Source organism: Stenotrophomonas sp. STEN029 (assembly GCF_056760015.1).
The window spans coordinates 30,996-50,503 of record NZ_JBRREC010000004.1; the positions used below are offsets into that span (position 1 = coordinate 30,996).

17 protein-coding genes and 1 pseudogene are annotated in these 19,508 nt (G+C 64.3%); 1 reads left to right on the forward strand and 17 read right to left on the reverse strand.

The window, feature by feature from the left end:
- Positions 1-69: 69 nt before the first annotated feature.
- The 17 genes and pseudogenes from ACVOLI_RS01625 to ACVOLI_RS01705 form a co-directional block, all read right to left on the reverse strand.
- Complete coding sequence (locus ACVOLI_RS01625; RefSeq protein ID WP_296245976.1) at positions 70-531, reverse strand: DUF4442 domain-containing protein; 462 nt, start codon at positions 529-531, stop codon at positions 70-72.
- 58 nt (positions 532-589) lie between these two features.
- Positions 590-2,233 carry a CHASE2 domain-containing protein gene (locus tag ACVOLI_RS01630; RefSeq protein WP_481533259.1) on the reverse strand — a complete coding sequence of 548 codons (1,644 nt, stop codon included), beginning with the start codon at positions 2,231-2,233 and terminating at the stop codon, positions 590-592.
- A complete protein-coding gene (locus ACVOLI_RS01635; RefSeq protein ID WP_481533260.1) occupies positions 2,230-3,876 on the reverse strand; it encodes a FecR family protein in 1,647 nt (548 codons plus the stop codon). Before ACVOLI_RS01635 ends, ACVOLI_RS01630 begins: the two co-directional genes overlap by 4 nt.
- Positions 3,877-4,044: 168 nt before the next feature.
- Positions 4,045-4,908, reverse strand: a complete 864-nt coding sequence (gene trxA / locus ACVOLI_RS01640) for a thioredoxin (protein WP_481533261.1) — start codon at positions 4,906-4,908, stop codon at positions 4,045-4,047.
- A gap of 587 nt (positions 4,909-5,495) precedes the next feature.
- Positions 5,496-6,215, reverse strand: a complete 720-nt coding sequence (locus ACVOLI_RS01645; protein ID WP_481533262.1) for a DUF2968 domain-containing protein — start codon at positions 6,213-6,215, stop codon at positions 5,496-5,498.
- Positions 6,216-6,364: 149 nt separating this feature from the next.
- The gene (locus ACVOLI_RS01650; protein WP_481533263.1) at positions 6,365-8,512 is read right to left on the reverse strand and encodes a pilus assembly protein TadG-related protein; all 2,148 of its coding nucleotides are present in this window, start codon (positions 8,510-8,512) and stop codon (positions 6,365-6,367) included.
- Positions 8,513-8,520: 8 nt separating this feature from the next.
- A complete protein-coding gene (locus ACVOLI_RS01655; RefSeq protein ID WP_481533264.1) occupies positions 8,521-8,922 on the reverse strand; it encodes a DUF3613 domain-containing protein in 402 nt (133 codons plus the stop codon).
- Positions 8,919-9,749, reverse strand: coding sequence for a tetratricopeptide repeat protein (locus tag ACVOLI_RS01660; RefSeq protein WP_481533265.1), 831 nt, complete (start codon positions 9,747-9,749; stop codon positions 8,919-8,921). Before ACVOLI_RS01660 ends, ACVOLI_RS01655 begins: the two co-directional genes overlap by 4 nt.
- Before the next feature lie 14 nt (positions 9,750-9,763).
- The gene (locus ACVOLI_RS01665) at positions 9,764-10,696 is read right to left on the reverse strand and encodes a type II secretion system F family protein (RefSeq protein WP_481533266.1); all 933 of its coding nucleotides are present in this window, start codon (positions 10,694-10,696) and stop codon (positions 9,764-9,766) included.
- A 37-nt stretch (positions 10,697-10,733) separates the two neighbouring features.
- A complete protein-coding gene (locus ACVOLI_RS01670; protein ID WP_481533267.1) occupies positions 10,734-11,648 on the reverse strand; it encodes a type II secretion system F family protein in 915 nt (304 codons plus the stop codon).
- Positions 11,645-13,000: a TadA family conjugal transfer-associated ATPase gene (locus ACVOLI_RS01675; RefSeq protein ID WP_481533268.1), complete on the reverse strand. Its 1,356-nt coding sequence runs from the start codon at positions 12,998-13,000 to the stop codon at positions 11,645-11,647. Before ACVOLI_RS01675 ends, ACVOLI_RS01670 begins: the two co-directional genes overlap by 4 nt.
- Positions 13,001-13,002: 2 nt before the next feature.
- Entirely contained in the window at positions 13,003-14,253 is a 1,251-nt protein-coding gene (locus ACVOLI_RS01680; protein ID WP_481533269.1) for a CpaE/TadZ family protein, read from the reverse strand.
- A gap of 27 nt (positions 14,254-14,280) precedes the next feature.
- Entirely contained in the window at positions 14,281-15,528 is a 1,248-nt protein-coding gene (locus ACVOLI_RS01685; RefSeq protein WP_481533318.1) for a type II and III secretion system protein family protein, read from the reverse strand.
- A gap of 288 nt (positions 15,529-15,816) precedes the next feature.
- Positions 15,817-16,671, reverse strand: a pseudogene (cpaB, locus tag ACVOLI_RS01690) (Flp pilus assembly protein CpaB); the annotation flags it as partial.
- A gap of 29 nt (positions 16,672-16,700) precedes the next feature.
- A complete protein-coding gene (locus ACVOLI_RS01695) occupies positions 16,701-17,183 on the reverse strand; it encodes a pilus assembly protein (RefSeq protein ID WP_481533270.1) in 483 nt (160 codons plus the stop codon).
- The gene (locus ACVOLI_RS01700) at positions 17,176-17,709 is read right to left on the reverse strand and encodes an A24 family peptidase (RefSeq protein ID WP_481533271.1); all 534 of its coding nucleotides are present in this window, start codon (positions 17,707-17,709) and stop codon (positions 17,176-17,178) included. Before ACVOLI_RS01700 ends, ACVOLI_RS01695 begins: the two co-directional genes overlap by 8 nt.
- 15 nt (positions 17,710-17,724) lie before the next feature.
- Positions 17,725-17,919 (reverse strand): Flp family type IVb pilin, encoded by a 195-nt coding sequence (locus ACVOLI_RS01705; RefSeq protein WP_481533272.1) that lies wholly within the window; start codon positions 17,917-17,919, stop codon positions 17,725-17,727.
- A gap of 489 nt (positions 17,920-18,408) precedes the next feature.
- Between ACVOLI_RS01705 and ACVOLI_RS01710 the strand changes: the two genes are divergently transcribed.
- Positions 18,409-19,362 (forward strand): helix-turn-helix domain-containing protein, encoded by a 954-nt coding sequence (locus ACVOLI_RS01710; RefSeq protein ID WP_481533273.1) that lies wholly within the window; start codon positions 18,409-18,411, stop codon positions 19,360-19,362.
- Positions 19,363-19,508: the final 146 nt, after the last annotated feature.

Below are 19,508 nucleotides of genomic sequence, written 5' to 3' on the forward strand. Positions count from 1 at the left end.
GTCTTCCGTATGTGCGCCGCTGAACGCTGGAACGGCTGCGTTCAGAGAAATCTGTGTTGCTGCCCTGCCTCAATCCGGCTTGCGGGCGTCCGGCTTGAGCCGCACGTAGACCTGCTTGCGCACGCGCGCTACTACCTCGCCGCTAGCATCGAGCACGTCATTCTCAAACCAATGCAGGTACTTGTCGCCATTCGCGGTCGCCGCCCTCACCTCATCGAGGGTGGCGTCATCGAGCCGGAACTCGGTCCACACCACGCCACGGCCGGGCTTGAGGAACTCGATGGTGCCGGCCTTGTCCCAGACGAAGTAGCGGCTGCCCATGTTCTGCAGCAGGCACAACATCCAGAACGGGTCGGTCATCGCGAACAGGCTGCCGCCGAAATGGGTGCGCACGTAGTTCACGTTCCACGGCCGTTGCCGCAGCTCGACCCGCACGTACCGGTAGTCGGCGCTGATGGCGGTGACGTGGATGCCGGCGAACAGGAACGGAGGCCACAGGTTGATGCCGCGGCGGAACAGGCTGGCTTTCATTGCGGATGCGGACTGACAGGGGAATCGGAGTCTAGCATTCGCATGCGTATGGAAGGATTCAGTGTGGCCAGGGCGGGGCGATGTGGTAGCCGTCGCGGCCAGCCTGCTTGGCCTGGTACAAGGCAGCGTCGGCGGCTTCGAACAGGCGTGCCGGGCCATCGTCGGGACCGGGCAGCACGCTGCAAACACCGATGGTGACGGTGGTCCTGGTCTTGCTGTGCTGGGCCTTGTCGATCGGGATGCTGAGCTGGCGTACACGGTTGATCAAGCTCTGCACCAGCTGCTCGGCGCCGGCTGGCGGCGTGTCGGGCAGGATCAGGGCGAACTCGTCTCCACCGAAGCGCGCGGCAAGGTCGCGCGGACGCCGCGCCATGTCCTCGATGGTGCGGCCCAGGTAACGCAGCAGGCGATCACCGACGTAATGCCCGTGGCTGTCGTTGCAGCTCTTGAAGTGATCCACATCGATCAGCAGCAGGGTCAAGGGACGGCCGCTACGGCGCGCGGCATCGGTTTCCCGCCGCAGCGTCTCCTCAAAGCGCATGCGGTTGGCCAGGCCGGTGAGCGGGTCACGGTTGGCTTGGCGGCGCCAGTAGCGCATCTGCCATAGCGTCCAGAACAACAGCATGCCGATGAAGCCCGCGGTCGCCGCAACGGGTGCGAACCACAGGTTGGCGCCATGGAGCAGAGCCAGGCTCAGCAGTATCGGAGCAGGGATGGCCAGTGCGCCCAGCAGCCAACGTTGGCGGATGGCGGAAGTGATGCCCAGCGCACCCAGTGCCACCAGCGCCATGGTGATTGCAGTCTGCAGCAACGGTGGCAGCGGGCGAATGGCGTTGCCGGCCAGCAGCATGGAGGCGACATTGGCTTGATATTCGCTGCCGCTCATCCAGTTGTCGCGTGACGTCGGGGTGAGCAGGCGTGGGGCGATGCCGCTGGCAGTCATGCCGACGATGACCAGTCGGCCCTTCAGCAGATCGGCAGGTATCCGGCCGTCCAGTACGTCGACATAGGACATCTGCGGAAAGCTGCCAGGCGGCCCGGCATAGCGCAGGCGCACGTAGTGATCGCGATGCCATTGATAGGGAGAAAGGGTCTGCGGCGAAGGATCGGCCATGCCCGGTAGCGGCTCGTTGATCCCGGCAAGTGCGGCACCCAATGCAGGCCAATGTGGTGAACCGATGCCTGCCTTGAGGTAGGCGCCGCGTGCAACGCCGTCCCCATCCACTTCGATATCGGTGTGTGCGAGCGTTGCTGCCGCTTTGGCAATGGCGGGTACGGGCAGCAGTTCCTCGGGTACCGCTTCGTCACTGGTCGGTGCGGCCAGTACCGGCAGCACGACCCGCCCGTTGCGGTGGATCGCGGCCGCCAAGGCCTTGTCCTGGCTGGCATCCTTGCGATCTGCGTCGGGGAGCATCAGGTCCAGCGCAACACGCTCCACGCCCGCTTGGTGCAGGCGATCCAACAGCTGCGCATGGGTGCTGCGTGGCCACGGCCACTGCCCAAGTTGCTGCAGGCTGCGGTCATCGATGGCAATGATCGCCAGGCGGGGGTCGGGCGGGTACTCCCAGTCGCCCACCAACAGATCGTAGCTGGCCACGTCCTGTTGCCAGAACACCCGGGCATGGCTGAGCCAGCCGACCACAAGCGCGCAGCCGAGTACAAACAGCAGCCTTACCTGCCAACGCGGCCGTAGTGGCCTCATAAGGCGAGCAGCAACAAGGCGCCGGCGCCGGCGCCATAGCAGAGCCGGCAGCGCAGCTGGATCTGCTGCGGCGTGGAGAAGGTGCTGGCATAGCCATCGTCTTCGATGCTCTGCACACGCACGTGCAGGGTGCCGCCACGCCAGGGGTGCTTGAATGCGATCTCGGGGATGTCCACGTGTTCATCCAGCAGCAGTCGGGAGAAGTCTGCCTTGCGCGAGATCTGCACGCGATAGTGCTGGGCGGCGCTGTCGGCCGGCCAGCGCAGGGTCAGCAGGCCCTTTTGGCCCCTGGTCGAGTCCAGAGGTGTCGCAACGGGCACATCACTGAGTTGCAGCGGCAATGCCTGGCCGTAGCGGCCGGGCATGTTGCCAGCATCGATTGAGGCCAGTCGCCAGAAATAGTTCCCCGCCGGCAGGGGGCTATGGATGCGCACTTGCTGGTTGTGGGCCTGTTGTTCGACCAAGGGGTGCAGGAAGTCTGGATTGTCGGCGATCTGAAGCACGCTGCCAGTGGCGCCGGCAACCTTGGCCCACTGGAAGCGAGGCTGCAGCTGATGCACGGTCTGTCCATGCAGTGGCGCGAGTGTCAACGGCGCGGGCAGGCCTTCGGGCACCGAAAAATCATGTTCGGCATCCAGGCCCTCGACGCCATCGGTGTCGATGGCGCGGACCAGCAGGCGCAGCTGGCCTGGCGGCAAGCTGTCGATGCGGATCTGCGGTTCTGCCAGCTCGCGGGCGAACAGTACGACGTCTGGTGTCGCCGCCAGTACGACTTCAACCCGGTAGCCCTTGGCCGCATCCAGTGGTTGCCAGGCAGCCAGCAACGGCAGTGGCTGCAGCCGCAATTGTGATTCAAGCAGCTGTGGGGCCGGCAGCAAGGGCCGCGGCTGTGCTGGCGCGGTGCCCGCTGCACGGATCAGGGTTGCGTGGCCGCCACCAATCACCCGCTGGCCGGCGCGATTGCCTACCTGCACTCGACCCTCGACGACCTCGGTGGCTGCAGGACTGTCCTCGTCGCCGGCGTTCACCCGGAACAAGGTGCCGCGCACGCTGCTGGTCGCGGTCGGAGCGGTGATGATGTAGCGCGATGCCGGCCCGCGCGCTGGCGTCACCTGGTTGCTGCTGCGTCCGCGTTGCAGGCGCATGCGGGTATCCACCATGCCGGTGGCGCCATAGCTGCTGAGCTGGTCCAGCTGCAGCAGCGAATTCTCGCGAAGTTGCAGGCGTGAATCATCGGCAAAGCTGAGGGTGACGCTGGCATCGTCACCGGTCTGCAGCTGGCTGCCGATCGGCAGCAGCATGTTGGCCTGCAAGGCGCGCGTGCCGTTGACCGGATCGCTGACCTGGACCTGGCCGCGCAATGCGACCACCCGGGCCGGTGCCGGCTGTACGCGCAACCAGGCGATAGGGAAGCGCAGGGTCTGGCCGGGCGCGAGCCGGTACGGATCTGCAATCCTGTTATGTGCCTGCAGCTGCTGCCACTGCACATCGGCCTTGAGGTAGCGTGCGCCCAGGTCCCACAGGGTATCGCCGGGGCGCGCGCGGTAGTTCCAGTCCTGGGCGCTGGCCAATGTTGCCCAACACAGCAGCAATGAGGCGACCAGCAGCTGCACCAGGGATGGGCGAACGTCGATGTTACTCACGGCCACTTAGGCTCCAAAAACGCGTGTCCGTTACGCTGACATCGTGCTGCTTGCAACTTCATCATCATGCGATCCAAGGCGCCGTGGTGAGGGCCACGGCCGGATCATCCACGATGGGCTGTCAATTTTCGTGCAATTGACACGCAAATTGAACTGTCTGGCGCCAAGTTAAAACAGTAGCGAAGACATCTTGCGGCGGTAGCGCCCCACCAGGTCTTCGTCTTCGATCACCCGGAAGGCGTCGATCAACGCTTTCTTGGGCAGGCTGTCGCGGAAGCTGCGGTCGATGCGCAGCATCTCGATGAATTGCTCCAGCGCAGCTTCATCCTCGCCTGCCAACAGCTGCTGGATGCCCAGCAGGTAACGCGCTTCCAGGTCATTCGCGTCGGCCTGCAGGCGCGCTGCCAGGAGATCGGCGGCCGGTGCGTCCTGCAAGGCGGCGGCAAAGTCCAGGCGCGCGCGTGCGCGGATGGCGCGGTCGTCGGTGGCGAGGTTGGCCGGCAGGCCGTCCAGCAACTGCCCGGCCTCGGCGGTTGCTCCGGTCTTGAGCAGTGCCAGGGCCAGGTCGAGTTTCAGCTCGGCTTTGTCCGGCTCGGCGGCGATGGCCTCGCGCAATGCGGCGACTTCGGCCTGCGGGTCCAGTGGCAAGGCCTGGATCTCAGCATCGACGGCCGCCGCCGCTTCAGCGGGCACTACACCGTGCTGGGTCAGGAATTCACGCAGCTGGCCCTCCGGCATCGCGCCGGGGAAACCATCGACAATCTGCCCATCCTTGATCAGGAAAACGGTGGGTACCGAGCGGATCTGGAAGGCGGCGGCAACCTGTTGCTCCTTGTCGACGTCGACCTTGGCCAGCTCGAACGCACCGTTGTACTCGCCGGCGAGCTTCTCCAGGATCGGCCCCAGGCTCTTGCATGGCCCGCACCAGGTGGCCCAGAAATCGACCAGCACCGGGGTCTGCATCGATTTCTGCAGGACTTCGGCCTCGAAGGTTTCGGTGGTTGCCTCGAATACGTGGGGAAGATCGCTCATGGCTGGCTACGTTGCTGTCAGGAACTTCCTTTATGGCGACGGCGGGGCGGGTTCTCAACCTCTGTGGGAACTGGTGGGGAAATGACGGGTGTGGCGGTTGCAGGGTGCTGGATAGGGGCTTCACGGATAAAGCCGGTAGTGCCGAGGCATGCGCGGCAAGGGTTTGCCCGGTAACGCCCTTGCCGAGCATGGCTCGGCACTATGCTCGGCTCTCTCCCTTTGGCGTAGCGAAGGGGAGGACTGGGGAGGGGCGGGCGCTTCGCGTGCTGATGCCATGCTGGGCGAGCCCTGCCGAGCATGGCTCGGCACTACGCTCGGCTCCCTCCCTTTGGCGTAGCGAAGGGGGGGGCTGGGGAGGGGTAGGCGTTTCGCGCGCTGATGCCATGTTGGGCGACCCCCTGCCGAGCATGGCTCGGCACTACGCTCGGCTCCCTCCCTTTGGCGTAGCGAAGGGGAGGGCTGGGGAGGGGTAGGCGCTTCGCGTGCTGATGCCATGCTGGGCGAGCCCTGCCGAGCATGGCTCGGCACTACAAAAACGCCGCCTTTCCTGGGGAAGGCGGCGTCTTCTTCTCCTCGGAGCCTGGGCCTCAGGGGTGGCTGGCCGGTTCCTGGCTGGCGGGGGGCACCGGGGTGGCCGCGGTAGCCGGGGCCACGCTGGGAGTGGCTGGCAGGGTCAACTCGGGATTGACCTGCTGCGCCTGCAAGGCCTTGATCTGCTGGTTCAGGGCTTCCAGCTGGGTGTTGGTGGCGCGCAGGTCCGAGCTCAGCGCCACCGCCTGCTGCTTGCGCTCCTGCAGGGCGTTGCTGACCTGCAGCGACTGCTGGCGTTGCTGTTCCACTTCCTGCTGCAGGCCGCGCAGGCGGCGCTCATTCATGGCCACCAGTTTCTCGCTGTAAGCCTTGCCGGCCTGCAACCGGATCGTGTCCAGATAGACCTGGGCCAGCTGCTTGGTCTGGTCGGCGAAGGTGAGATAAAGCGTCTCGGCGTTCTCGACGGAGTCGGTGCGGATGACCCGCCAGAATTCCTTCTCGTGGAACAGCGCCACGTAGTAGTTCAGCGAATCGGCATGGAACAGCAGGCTGGCACCGTAGTTACCGTTGTAGGTGGTGCGCAGCTCGGTAAGTTCCTGGTTGCCCATCAAGCGTTTCAGCTCGGCCACGGTATTGCCCACCGCGCTGTCTTCGCTGTTGGCGGGGGCGGCCGGTAGCTCGGCTTCACCGCGCTGCCAACGGCCAGCCATCGCAACCGGTGCCGTGAGCACGCCAATGACCAGGAGTAGTGCACAGCCAAACCGGCTCGGAAGCATTTCGATCCTTCTCATAAGTCCCCGTAATTCCCCCGAATTGCGATGGCCGTCGCATTTCATGAATGCGCCTTGTTCGTACCCGAGCATAGCACGCGATCTGGCGCTGGAAAGCTTTGCGGCGTGGGCTTCTGCACTGTTCGGGAAGGCGCTCATTCGACCAGCTGGCTGCGGCCGCATTGGATCGACTGCATGTGCACGTCGGTACGGCCCAACTGCAGGCCCAGGACGTCCGACAGCAGCTTTGACAGCAGGTTGCCGACGCCATCGAGCAGCGGCCGCAAGGTGTTGTCGATGACGGGTTTGAGCAACAGGCAGAGCACGCTGCTGCAGCTTCCGCTGCCGGTCACCGGGTTGTAGCCGCCGTTGCCGCTGAGGCCGCCGGGCTTGGTCTGCAGGTACTTGGCCAGCGAATTGCTGACGCAGTCATTGAAGGCCAGGCCGGCGATCAGGCCCTGGCAGGATGTCAGCCCGAGTACGTCGAGCAGGCCGCCGAGCACGCTGGGCTTGCTGATCGTGGTCTCGTAGAGAAAGCCCTGCCAGACGTCGCCCTGCACTTTCTTTGGCGTGCAGCCCAGCAGCCAGCTGTCGCAGGTTGGGATCTCGGTGGTCCAACTGCCAAGTGCCGGGAGATTGGCATCGCTGTTGCCATTGGTCAGGGCCTGCACCACGACGGCGGGCTGGTACAGGCCGTTTTTCTTGGTGGCTTCCAGATACTGCACGGCCAGATCCTTGGCCGCATCGCTGCTGTTGCCCTGTGGAGCGAACAGTGACTGCACGGTGCCGAGCAAGGCATCGACGAGGTCCGATACCAGCTTGCCCACCTTCAGGTCATTGGGTTTGACGGTGCCGGTCTGGCCAGCGCTCAAGGTCAGCTGATCGCTCTGTGACAGTGCTTCCAGCGAAATCTTCTTGTTGAGCACATCGCGGCCGAGCAGGCTGACCAGGGTCTCGTTGCCAAGCCCGGTGCGGCACAGCTCACGGGTGGAGTCCCATGGTGTGGTGGCCTTGCCGATGCAGACGTTGGCGATGGCGCTGGTGACGTCGACCTTGGCCGTCGCCGGTTGGGTTGAACAATCGATGGCGGTGAGTTGGCCGAACCCGTCGATCACGTCGATGTAGGTGGGCAGTTTGATGCGCGTGCCCAACCAGTTCAGTACCGTGCCAAGTGCGGGAATCCGTTGCGAGTCGATATCCAGGAACAGCCGCACCTGGCTGTTGTAGGCGGTGGTTCCAACCGGGCCGATGCCGATCGAGGCAGGCTCGACAATGCTGGCCTTGGCTTTGAGCAGGCCGAGGACGTCCAGCTGCGGAATCTCGACGGCGTGCTTGGAGTTGGCGATGGAGATGCTGGTGCCAAGCAGGTCGAGGGCATTGAGGTCCACATCCAGCGCGCCGTTGGCCGCTTCGCTGCCGCCGGCGATCTTGGCGAACAGGCCCGCGCTGCTGGCGGTGGAGCCCAACTGCACCAGCGCGTTGCTGATACCGGCGCCAAGCAGCTTCTGCTGCAGCAGGCGCAGGTCGACGCCGGCCAGTCCCTGCTGGTTTGCCAAGCTGGCCATCACTTCCAGCAGCCTGCCGACGGAGACCTGGTTGGCGGCAAGCAGGCTGTTCAATTCACCGACGTTGATGTCGGTGGCTACCGGGATGCCCAATGCCTGCAGCAGCCCCCTGGGGGTGATCTTGACGTTGGCCAGGCCCTGGTAGCTGGCGATCTGGGTCTGGGTCAGATCGACGCCGACCAATCGCAATATCCCCTGCAGCGGCGCATTGCTGTTGGTGTTGAGCAGCCGCGAACCGACGCTGAATGCCGCCTGCGGGGAGCTGCGCTTGGCAACGGCGGTGGCGCTGATGCGCGGCAGGGAGGTGTGCTGGCCCAGCAGCGGTACAGCTTGCCGTGAGGCGGTGACCTGTACCGCATTCAAGGGGCGGTTGTTGGCAACGCCGACAAAGCGGGCGCCCGGTGCCAGCTCTGCGCCCCAGTAGCCGCAGCTGATCGCCAGTTGACCGGCGAACTGATTGTCGGTCAGTGCGTTGTTGCGCGCGGCCAGGTTGTCCTTGTAGTCGGTGGTGCACAGCTCGAGGCGTTGCGCGCCCGCCAACGCAGCCAGGTCGGCGGTCTTCTGCACATCCCGCTTGCTCCAATACAGGTAGCCGACCTCGACCAGACCGAGTATCACCACCAGGCCGAGCAGCAGCAACAGCATTGGCAGGCCTGCACCGCCACGTTGACGCATGGTGTTGGGTAGATCGCGTAGCGCGCGTGACGGTGGAAGTGAAGCCGGGCGCGGGCTGTCCATGGTTGGCCTCAGCGGCTGCCGCCTTGCTTGGGATTGGGGAGTGCTGCCTCGAAGTACTCGGGGATGGGGTGATCAAAGCTGTTGAGGTAACGTTGGTAGCTGCGACTGGCGGCCTCGCCGAGCATCGGCAGCGCGGTGCCGGGGCGAGTGCTGTCAGCCTGTAGCTGCAACAGGGCGCGGGTGGTGTCGCCCACTTGTGAACGTGGCAGGTCGGCAAAGCTGGTGGCCGCCACCGGTGGGCTTGCGGTGGCAGCGCTTGTTGCACTCGCCGTGCTGCCAGTGTTTGCGCTGGCTGCAGTGCTGGTATCGGCCATGCGTTCGATCAACGGTGCGTGCTGGGCCGCGGCTGATGCGCAACTGCCGAAGCTGCACAGCAGCACTGCTGCTGCGATGGCTGCCGTCCGGATCATGGCGTTACCTCCTGCGAAGTGGTCGACGAGGGGCTGAAACGATCAAGCATCGAGCCGGGTGGGCGCGGCACATGCGTGGCCCTGGTTGCTGGCTGCTGGGCAGCCAAGGCGGTCGTATTGCCCGCTGCCGCCGCTTCGGGAATGGCAGCGGCGACCGGTTGCCGCAACGTCTGCGCCAGGCGATAGATCTCGCTTCGGGTTGCCGGCGGTAGATTTGCCCGCTGCATCATGCTTTCTGCGGTTGTTGCCTGGCCGGACAGCAACGCCCACAGCGCAAGATTGGAGATGGCGCGGATGTTGTCCGGCCCCAGTTCGGCGGCCTTGGCCAGAGGCGCCCGTGCCGGTTCGACTTGACCGGCCTGCAACAGTGCGAAGCCCAGGTCGCCGAGGTAGGCGATATTCAGTGGGTCGGCACGCACCGCGTTGTCGAGTGCAAGTCGCGCACCGGCATGGTCACGCGCGGCTGCTGCGATAAGCCCAAGCCCGTGCCAGGCCGGCGCGGCTTGTGCGCCTTTGGTCAAACCACGGTAAATGGCGGTTGCGGTTGCATCATCGCCGGTTTCGCGCAGCGCGTTGGCCTGCAGGATGCGCAGTTCCGGACTGTCACCGAAGCGCTGCCGGAAGGCGTCGATATGCGCCAACGAGGCGTAGTAGGCACCTTGCTGCTGCATCTGTTTGAGCAGGCCAAGATACATGCCGCGATCATCCTGCACGGCTTCCACCAGCGCCGATTCGATCGGTGGTTGCTTGTAGGCGGCACGGTTGCCGCCACAGCCAGCGAGCAGGGCAGGGACCAGTGCGATCAGTAGCAGCGCTTTGGTTTTCATCAGGTCGGCTCCCATTACATTCCCTTGATCGCGGCAGCCAGCGAAATGATTGCGGGCCCGGCAAGTACCAGCATCAGCGCCGGCAGCAAGGTGATCATCATCACCACGGTCATCTTCACCGAGAGCTTGCCGACCTTCTCCTTCATCTTCATCCGACGCTGTTCGCGCAGGCGCATGCCGAACTGCTTGAGCGGTTCCTGCACGGCGCCGCCGTGTTGGTGCACCTGCAATATCATCTGCATGAGGCTGCGCAGGTCGTCGTTGTCGAAGGACTCGGAGAGCCGTCGCAGCGATTGTGCGCGACTGCGGCCGCGGCTGTAGCTGGCATTGGCGACCTGCAGTTCGTGGCCCAGTACCGGGATGGCGATGTGCAGCTTCTCGCCAACCATCTGCAGGCTTTGGTCGATGCTGAAGCCAACACCTTGCAACAGGCGCAGCAGGTCGATCAGCAAGGGCAATTCTTCATCCACTTTCCTGCGCAGGCGACTGGCCCAGCTGCGCAGCAGCAGCTTCGGCAACAGAATGCCAAGCGCAAAGCCGACCAGCACGATGATGACCATGTCGCCGCCATGCGGCCGCAACAACAGCACGGCGATGAGTGGCATCAGCAAGGCAAGCAGCAGGCGGGTGGCAAGGAAGGCGGCGGTGCCGGTGTTGTGGTTCCAGCCAACCTGTTCCAACAGCAGCTTGTCCTCGGGTGCAAGCAGCGCTTTCTGCACGCGGCTGCCGTCGAAGTGCTGGCCGACGGCGGCAAGGTCACTCAGGCGCTGCCGCCACCAACCGGCTTTCGGCGCTTTGTCGTGTTCCAGATGCTGGGCCGTGTCCAGAGCGGTCTGCAATGCCGCGCCCGCCTGCTGGCTGCGGCGCCCGCGGTAGAGCAGGCCGCCCGCAGCCAGTACCAGGGCAAGCACGACCAGCATCATGGCGATGGCGTACAGCTGGTTCATGCGGCTCTCCGGCGGAGCTGAGGGGTGATGGAGGGCGTCATAGCGACTTGGCCAGCCGGTACAGCAGGAAGCCGCCAAACAGTTCAAGCAGCACCGCGATCAACAGGATTTTCTTGCCCAGCGGTTCCTGGAACATGGGCTGGAAGAAATCCGGGCTCATCAAGGCCATCGACAAGGCCGCGCCGACTGGCAGCAGCGCAAGTACCCAGGCAGACATGCGGGTCTCGGAGGTGGTTGCCTGCAGTTCGCGCTGGACTTCTTCCAGATCGCGCATGAAGTCGCTCATGCGCTGCAGGATCTGATCACTGCGGCCGCCGATGCGGATGCTGGTGCCGAGGATCACCGCCAGCATTTCCAAAGGGCGCAGGCGATAGGCCTGCGCGGCGTGTTGCAGGGCGCGATCCAGGTCCATGCCTGCGCGGGTATAGGTCAGGGCGTTGTCGAGGATGGGGCGCAATGGTGGATCGACATTCTGGGTGGCGCTCTGGAAGGCCATCGACAAACTGTTGCCGATGCCGGCGATGCGTACCATGTTTTCCAGGAAGTCGGGCATCTGCGCGACCAGCCGTTGCTGGATCTTGTCGATGCGCCGGTACAGCCATAGCGCCACCGCCAGCAGATACAGCGCCAGTACGAATGCGCCAAACCAGGCGCTGCCAAGGCGCAGGCCAGCCCCGATGGTGACGGCGATGCCGGGCAGCGCGATCAGGATCAACGTGCGCACCGAGTCTTTCAACCCCGCCCGACGCAGCAGCTCGGCCCAGCGTCTGCTCGGTGGACGGCTGTTGCGGGCGTCATCGGCGGCGCGCTGCGAACCCGGCTGCGAGAGACGGGTGTCGGCGTGGCTGGCGGCAGCGCGCTGCTGCACGCGTGTTGCCAAACCCCACCACAGGCCCATCGCCAGCGCCACCAGCAGCACTGCGAAACTCCCGAGCAGCAAGGGCAGCATCATGAAGAAAAGCTCCCCATGTTGGCCTCGCGCAGCTCCTGCCGGAACGGCTCGAGCTTGTGGCAGTGCGGGTGAAAGCCCAGGCCTGTCCAGCGGTCGCGTTCGCGGCTGTCCTGGTCGATCCAGGTCTCATGCTTGAACAGCTCCTGGCTGGTGATGACGTTGTCGCTGACGCCGGTAATCTCGGTGATGGAGACGATCACCCGGCGGCCACTGCCCAGGCGCGAGATCTGCACGATGAAGTCGATGGCGCCGGCAATCTGCCGGCGCAGGCTGTCTTCGCTGCCCTGGAAGCCGGCAAAACCAGCCAACATTTCCAGTCGATACAGGCAGTCGCGGGCATTGTTGGCATGCACGGTAGCCATTGAACCGTCGTGGCCGGTATTCATCGCCTGCAGCATTTCCAGCACCTCGGCGCCACGCACTTCGCCGACCACGATGCGGTCCGGGCGCATGCGCAGGCTGTTGCGTACCAGTTCGCGGATGCTGACCGCGCCACTGCCATCAAACCCGCCCATGCGTGATTCCAATCGCACTACATGCGGGTGATTGAGGGCCAGCTCGGCGGTGTCCTCGACGGTGATGACGCGCTCGTTGTGCGGAATGAAGGTCGCCAGCGCGTTGAGCAGCGAGGTCTTGCCGGAGCTGGTGCCGCCGGAGATCAGGATGTTGCAGCGGCCACGCACCATCGCGTTTAGCAGGGCGTACATCGGCTTGTCGAAGGCGCCGCGGCCCAGCAGCTCATCGGGGGTGAACGGGTCCTTGCGGAACTTGCGGATGGACACCATCGGCCCGTCAACGGCCAACGGCGAAATGATGGCGTTGAGGCGGCCGCCATTGGGCAGGCGCGCGTCGACCATGGGGTTGGAGTCGTCCAGGCGGCGGCCGAGTGGCGCGATGATGCGGCGCAGGATGCGCAGCAGGTGGCGGTCATCGCCGAAACGCTGGGTAGAGCGGCGCAATACACCGCCGGCCGAGACATGTACATCCTTGTAGCCATTGATCAGGATGTCTTCGATCTCCGGGTCATGCAGCAGATCGTCGAGCGGTCCAAAGCCTGTCAGCTCCTTCTGCAGGGCGCTGGCAACGGCTTCCATCTCGTGCGCGTTGACCGGGATCTTCCACTCCTTGACGAAGGCGGCGGTCTGCGTGCGCACGAATTTGCCGATGGTTTCCGGCGACCATGAATCGATGTCGACGCGCTGGTCCTCGACATGGTTCAACAGGTATTCGTGTGCCGCCGACAGCACGGTCTGGAACTGCTCGGTCTGTTCGAACGGCACGTTCGGTACTGGTTCCACCGACAGGGCTGCTGCGGCGATGCGCGGGGACAAGGGGGTGACTTTGTCTTCCATTGTTATCTACCCAGCAGATTGGCGAGACGGGCCAGCGGTGATGCCGGTGCGGTGGTTGGTGGCGCTGCCAGCCGACGCCGGTCCAGGCGCTGCAGCAGCGGCTGCAGTGCCTTGAGATAGGGGTCGCGTGGAGCTGCATCGGTGAGCAAGCGGCCCAGACCTGCATTGGAGCGCAGTACCCGCGAGCGGTCCGGAAGGGTGGCCAGCAGCGGCAGGTTGAAGCGCTGGGCGATCTGGGTGTCGGCCAGCCCGCCGTTGGCATCGAAGCGGTTGACGATCAGCTGTAGGCGGTCGTCGCGCAGGCCGCGGCTTTCGAGCTCGCGCATGGTCTGGTCCAGCGATACCAGTGAACCGATCGCCTGATCGGTGACCAGCCAGACCTCGGACGCGCTCTTGAGCAGGGTGGTGGGCAACAGTTGCACCGGCAGGCCACCGACATCGCACAGGCTCAGTGGGAAGACGCTGCGCAGACGATCCAGCAGGGAAATGGGTTCATGCTTCTTCAGCAGGCTGCCACTGGCGATGCCGAGCAGGGCCATGCCGCTGGCATGGTGGGCGAACGCGGTGCCGACGAAGGTACGGTCCATCCGCTCGACGCTGCGTAGCGATTCTTCATAGCTGAAGTGACTTTCCATGCCGAGGTAGAGCGCGGCGTCGGCAGCGGGTTGACCCAGGTCGATCAGCAGCAACCAACCCTGCAGGGCGGCAACATCGGGCGAGACCGGGTTCTGCTCGGCCAGGCTCACCCCGAGATGGGTCGCCAAGGTGCTGGTACCGACGCCAGGGCGCACCCCCAACAACACGATCAGGCGACCGTCAGGGCGCAGTTCCGGGGTCGCGGCTGCGCGCACCGGGCTGGGAGCCGCACCGACTCGCTCGAACACTTCCAGCATCTGTGCGGTGTTGTTGTCGATATCGACAAAGTCGCAGACGCCTGCGCGCATCGCCGCCAACAGGTGTGCCGCCTGCTCGGGGCCGGTGGTGCCCAATCCAATCATGGCCGGGCAACCGGGCAGGGCGTGCAGTTGGCGGGCGAGGTCGGTGGAGTAGGCGGCATTGCCGCCGCAGTAATCGAGCAACACGAAGGCCGAGCCTGCTGCTGCGTCCAGCAGCTGGCGCGGATTGGTTTCGCGACTATCGACCCAGCGCAGATTGGCCTGCCCTGCGAGTACGGAACCCAGACGCGCCATGTGGCGGTTATCCGGTGCGTACAGCAGCAGATTCAATTCGGGATGGCTCTGGGTCTGGGGCAAGGGCATCACCGGGGGCATGGGGGCACTTCAGCGTGAGAAGCCAGGGAGTTGGTCAGGGCTGGCCGGGTGCAGCAACCATGCGCCCCAGACCGGAAGTTTGGGTTGTGCTTCGCGCTGGCCAGGCAACGGGATCTCGGTGCCTCGCGCCAATGGTTTGACCAGGCGCGGCGTCACCACGATCACGAGCTCCTTGTCCTCACGCTTGTAGCTGAGGTTGCGGAAGAACGAGCCAAGTATCGGGATGTCGCCCAGCAACGGGATCTTGTTGACGTTCGAGGACAGCTGGCTGCTGACCAGGCCACCGATGACGAAGCTCTCGCCGTCACCCAGTTCCACCGTGGTGTCCGCGCGGCGGGTGGAGATGGCGGGAATCTGGGTGCCGTCCAGGGTGATGCCGCGGGTGTAGTCCAGGTCACTGGCTTCCGGTGCCACCTTCAGCGCGATGCGGTCTGCCGACAGTACGGTAGGAGTAACCGTCAGGCCGATGCCGAAGGGTTTGAAGTTCACCGTGGTGGTGCCAAGCCCTTGCGGTTCAAGAATGGGAAGTTCGCCGCCGGCCAGAAAACTGGCGCTTTGGCCCGATAACGCCACCAGCGTCGGTTCCGCCAGCACCCGCGCCATGCCATTGGCCTGGAGCAGATCGATGTTCGCATCCCAGGCGCCCGGGATGGATTTGGCCACCAGCTTGAATGCGGATGAAAGCGCACCGCCGTCATTGCTGCCACTGGGTGAGGTGATGCCGTAGCTGAAGCCGCCATTGATGTTCTTGAAGCTGATGCCGACCTGGCGCAGCACGCTCTTGTTGAACTCCACCACCTTGACTTCGACCTGCACCACGCCACCGCTGCTGATGGTGGTCGCGTCGCTGATCATGCCTTTTTCGCCAACAGCCGAAGCCGCGGCCTTGCGACGGGCTTCATGCTCGAGCAGGGAGCCCGCACTGCCTGACAGCAGGGCTTGGCCCGCCTGCACGGTCAGCCCATTGGCGCTGCCATCCAGCAGTCCGCCCTGTACCGCGTTGCGCACGTCCACCCGGATGCGCATTGGTGCCGCCTGCTTCTGCAACCACAACAGCAAGGTGGTACTGCCGGCGGACTTGCCAACCAGCAGGGCTTCGCTGTTGCGGCCGATGCGGGTGATATCTGCGATGGAAGGGTCGGCGATGGCGATCCGTTCGACCCCGGCGGGCAGGTTCCAGGGGCGTTGCTCGTTGAGTTCGAGCACGACAGTGTTGCTGCTCGCTTGCGCCTGTGCGGCTTGGGTCAGCGGTGGCATGAAACCACCCAGCCCGAACAGCGCCAAGGTGAACAACGCAGATGCGGTGATGGAAGAACGCTGGTGCAAGAGGATTCCTCCGGTCATGGCGAGGACTGCTGATTGGAGGGGGGCGTGCCGCGGATGATTTCGATGCCTTGGCGGGGGGGCAGGACGTGCGCCACGGTGGCGTTGTGGTGCGGCCGACGCAGTGCTCAGCGCGGGCGCTGGGCGGCGGCTGCCGCCGGCCAGTGCGTTCAGGTCGATACCGGCATAGGCGCGGTTCTCCGGGCGGGAGGCGGCTTCGGCAGCCGCTTGGTCAAGATTTCCGCGTAGCGCCAGCACCGCGGCCGGCTCGGTGAAAATGCCTTCATCGGCCAAGCCGGTGTCGCCGGGATTGCGCAGTGCCAGGAACAGTTTTCCGCTGTGTGCGGCCAGCAACAGGCGTCCTGCATCCTGTACGGGAACGGCCAGGATCGCACTGCGTGCCTGCGCGGCGTCGGCGTTTGTAGACCCGCTGCTACGACCATCACGTGATGCGATGGTTTCGGCTCGGCTGCCAGGTTCCGGTGGCGAGGCACCGACGTCGTTGCCCTGTTCGTCAGCGCTGTTGCCCACTTGCCCCACATCGGCGTTGCCGTAGCCCAATACCTGCAGGCGCGAAAGCAGCAGCCGGGCCTGTGTGTTGTTCTGGCCACCGCCAGCGCTGGAAGGGTCCTGCAGGCTCATGAACACATCGACGTAGTCGCCGGGCGTGACGCGGTTGCTGACCCCGGCAAGCTCATCAACCGGCACCGCGACCGCGCGTTCGCCGGGCTTGATGCCAATGGCAATGCCCTGGAGCAATTGTTCGCTGGTGATCATCGCGCCGGCAGCGATGTTCCTCGCCGGGGTGCGTCCTTCCACCTCATTGATGGCCGTGTAGCCGTTGGCCGGTGGCAAGGCCATTTCGGCAATGCTGAGGTTGGCAGCGGTGATCGGTTGCCCGGCAGGCAGCTCCTTGCTCGCGACCACCACCATCCGCTTGGATGGATTGGCCGGTGGCGCTGCGCTGCTGACGTCGGCAGGCTGGGTTGCGCGCCGACCGATTCCGAACGCCAGCACCATGAGCAGTGCCGCCACGGCCAGCAGCAGGATTGCAGCTATGCGTATTGCCTTGGGCATCTTGAAGCTCCTCCCCTTGGAGTCCGCGTTTAGCGGTCGCCTAGATCCAGTTGAACTACGGCGGTACTGCTCAGTGACTTGCCCATGGTCCAGCCCATCAACGTACCGGTCCCTGGCATGAAGGGATGCGCGTCATGGTTGTACGACGTGGTTACCTTGATGCACTTGACAGTGCTATCGGCGGCGCATGCATAAGGTTGAGACACGGCGATCGGTGCCGCATCGGCGCTGCTGCAGCCGGCTGCCGTCTTGGAGTAATTCAGCAGCCACTGCATCGAGCGAGCCGCTGCCTGGCAGGCATTGTTGCGTCGTTCGGCGGTGCTGCCGTAACGCAGGGAGGCGCGCGCGCCTTCACCTGCGGCCAAGGCGAGTGATTGCTGGGCGGCAAAAATCATCACGCCGGTGAAGGTGATGAACAGCAACGGCAGGACGCCGAACATCATCATCAACGCGAACTCGATGGTCACAACGCCGCACACACGCCGTCTGGCAGGCGCTCTCAGCCTAGACATGACCACCTCCGTTCATCACGACGACGATCATCGCCAGACCCAGATACGCGGCATAAGGAATGCCGCGGCGCCCACGGCGCGCAGAGCGCAGGTCCATCTGCCAATCCACCATCAGGCTGGAACCCTGCAGTGACTGCACCATCCGTTGCAGGCGCAGCGGTGCGCAGGAGGTTGCCGTCGGCCAGTTCAAGGCGACAAGCGCGTGCGCCCCGGCAGCCAGGCTGGCGATGATCCAGATGGGTAGCAGGGCGCTGCCGCCCAGCAGGAAGCCGATCACCGAAAACAGCTTCACATCGCCTGCGCCCATCCAGCCGATGGCATAGAAGGGCAGCAATGCTGCCAGCCCGATCACACCACCGAGCAGGCAGCTGGCAAGCGATGGCGGGCTGCCGATCTGCAACAGCTGCATCGCCATGACACACCCCAGCACGACCAGCAGCGCCCGATTGGAAACACGCCTGGCCATCAGGTCGCTGATCGCGACCTGGGCGCCGAGCAGCAACGCCGTCAGATAGGCGATGGTCATGGCCGCAGCCCCGGCTCAGGTGGTGCCGGTGCCGGTGCCAGCGCCACCAACCAGTTCGGTGAGCTTGGTGAGGACGGTCTGGAATACGGCCCTCAGGCCGTCGCGTGCGAAGAATATGATCAGGCCCGCGACGACGGCTGCCAGCAGACCATATTCAAGTGCGGTAACACCGTCTTCTTCCCGGAAAAACCTGCGCAGCTGTGCGTTCATGGTGTTCTCCCTGATGACCCGGTGTCGGTGTTGCACCGACAGAAAGCCGGGCGATGGGCATTGCTGCCCGATTGAGGTCATTGGGATGCACATGACACCGGCAAGAGTGTGCCGACGGTCGCTCAGGTTGCCGGGTAGTGCCGGCAGTTCCCTACCTTTGCTTCCGTTGTCCCCTGTCGGCATGCAGGGCATGCCCGGAAGCATCATTGCAATCGGTCCCGGCCACGGATGCGCAAATTCGGCAAGAACGAATTGTTTTTCATATATGTGATGGACTTCGCGATTAGGCAGTGGCGGAGCCGGCGTGAAGGCCATTTTTTTTTGTCAGTATCCATGACGCAGGGGCAGTTGAATGCATCTGTCGTGGCGATTCCGTAATGCGAGTTTCAGGCTGTGCGGCAGGGGATTGCAGGTTGTGTTCGGTTACCTGCAATGGATGGTCGGGCTTCTGAAGCGCGTCCCTGACTCAGGGGGCGCAAAGGCGTTCACATGGATGCGGTAGTCGGCGGAAACGGGTTACGGTCATTTGATCTGGCGTCGCTGAGCGGCACGCTACGCGTGTGCCACGTTGAACTGGTGCTGCTCGATGATCAGCCACCTACGGCATCGATCACCTCCTTTGTTCACGACCAGGCCTTGCTATGCACTTTCGAGGTCGGCGCACGTACCCGTGGTCGCTTCATGTTGCCGCTGGATTGGTGCCTGCTGGGATGCCTGCAGGCGGTGGATCCGGAAACCAGCTGGTGCCATGGCGTGCCCTTGGTATCGGGAAACATCGTGTCGGTAATGCCGGAAGGTGTTACCGAATTCGCCTTGGGCGCCGGCAGCCGGATGACCTTTGTGCTGGTCCCGCTCAAGCGGTTCCAGGAGCGTGCGGCAGCGCAGCGACTGGGTGGTCTTCTGGAAGAGGCGGCGGGCGTGCCGGTGTTGAGCAACCGTCCGCATGTGCCGCTGCAGGCTTACTACCAAGGCTTGCAAGAGCGCATACACCAGGGTGAAGTCGGTAGCGATGAGATCGATGCGATGCTCGATGCGCACGTCAAGGAAGTGGTGACCAATGGCCTGCCCGAGCGCGCTGGCTGCAATCGCAGCCGACGTGCCCGCTACCTTATCTTTCGCCGCGCCGAGGACATGATGTATGCCAATCTCCGGCGCCATATCTATATGCACGAGCTGTGCGACGCCGCGGGCGTCAGTGAGCGGGCGCTGCGTTATGCGTTCGAGGAGCTGGTTGGGATATCCCCGGTACGCTATCTGTCGATGCTGCGTCTGTGCGAGGCGTGCCGCAGCCTGTCCAGTGCAGATGCAGGCCGCAAGTCGGTCAAGTCAATCGCGCTGAGCTGCGGCCTGTGGGACTTGTCGCGTTTTGCCGACAGCTACCGCAGGGTGTTTGGCGAGTTGCCGAGTGAGACCTTGATGCGCGGCACTTACTCCACGGCCTGAGCTGCGCCGGGCAGCTGCGTGATGCCCATCACTTAACCGCAGTGGTTGCCGAATACGTGCATTTGCGTGCCGCTAACGGGTATCGCTTTGCCAAATTGCCGTATGGATGTGCCGGATGCGGGCAAACCATCGGACTTGAAAGCGTT

Coding starts and splice junctions, on each gene's coding strand:
- ACVOLI_RS01625 (WP_296245976.1), bottom strand. CDS start 531: ATGAAAGCCAGCCTGTTCCGCCGCGGCATCAACCTGTGGCCTCCGTTC.
- ACVOLI_RS01630 (WP_481533259.1), bottom strand. CDS start 2,233: ATGAGGCCACTACGGCCGCGTTGGCAGGTAAGGCTGCTGTTTGTACTC.
- trxA (WP_481533261.1), bottom strand. CDS start 4,908: ATGAGCGATCTTCCCCACGTATTCGAGGCAACCACCGAAACCTTCGAG.
- ACVOLI_RS01645 (WP_481533262.1), bottom strand. CDS start 6,215: ATGCTTCCGAGCCGGTTTGGCTGTGCACTACTCCTGGTCATTGGCGTG.
- ACVOLI_RS01650 (WP_481533263.1), bottom strand. CDS start 8,512: ATGGACAGCCCGCGCCCGGCTTCACTTCCACCGTCACGCGCGCTACGC.
- ACVOLI_RS01655 (WP_481533264.1), bottom strand. CDS start 8,922: ATGATCCGGACGGCAGCCATCGCAGCAGCAGTGCTGCTGTGCAGCTTC.
- ACVOLI_RS01660 (WP_481533265.1), bottom strand. CDS start 9,749: ATGAAAACCAAAGCGCTGCTACTGATCGCACTGGTCCCTGCCCTGCTC.
- ACVOLI_RS01665 (WP_481533266.1), bottom strand. CDS start 10,696: ATGAACCAGCTGTACGCCATCGCCATGATGCTGGTCGTGCTTGCCCTG.
- ACVOLI_RS01670 (WP_481533267.1), bottom strand. CDS start 11,648: ATGATGCTGCCCTTGCTGCTCGGGAGTTTCGCAGTGCTGCTGGTGGCG.
- ACVOLI_RS01675 (WP_481533268.1), bottom strand. CDS start 13,000: ATGGAAGACAAAGTCACCCCCTTGTCCCCGCGCATCGCCGCAGCAGCC.
- ACVOLI_RS01685 (WP_481533318.1), bottom strand. CDS start 15,528: ATGCCACCGCTGACCCAAGCCGCACAGGCGCAAGCGAGCAGCAACACT.
- ACVOLI_RS01695 (WP_481533270.1), bottom strand. CDS start 17,183: ATGTCTAGGCTGAGAGCGCCTGCCAGACGGCGTGTGTGCGGCGTTGTG.
- ACVOLI_RS01700 (WP_481533271.1), bottom strand. CDS start 17,709: ATGACCATCGCCTATCTGACGGCGTTGCTGCTCGGCGCCCAGGTCGCG.
- ACVOLI_RS01705 (WP_481533272.1), bottom strand. CDS start 17,919: ATGAACGCACAGCTGCGCAGGTTTTTCCGGGAAGAAGACGGTGTTACC.
- ACVOLI_RS01710 (WP_481533273.1), top strand. CDS start 18,409: ATGGATGCGGTAGTCGGCGGAAACGGGTTACGGTCATTTGATCTGGCG.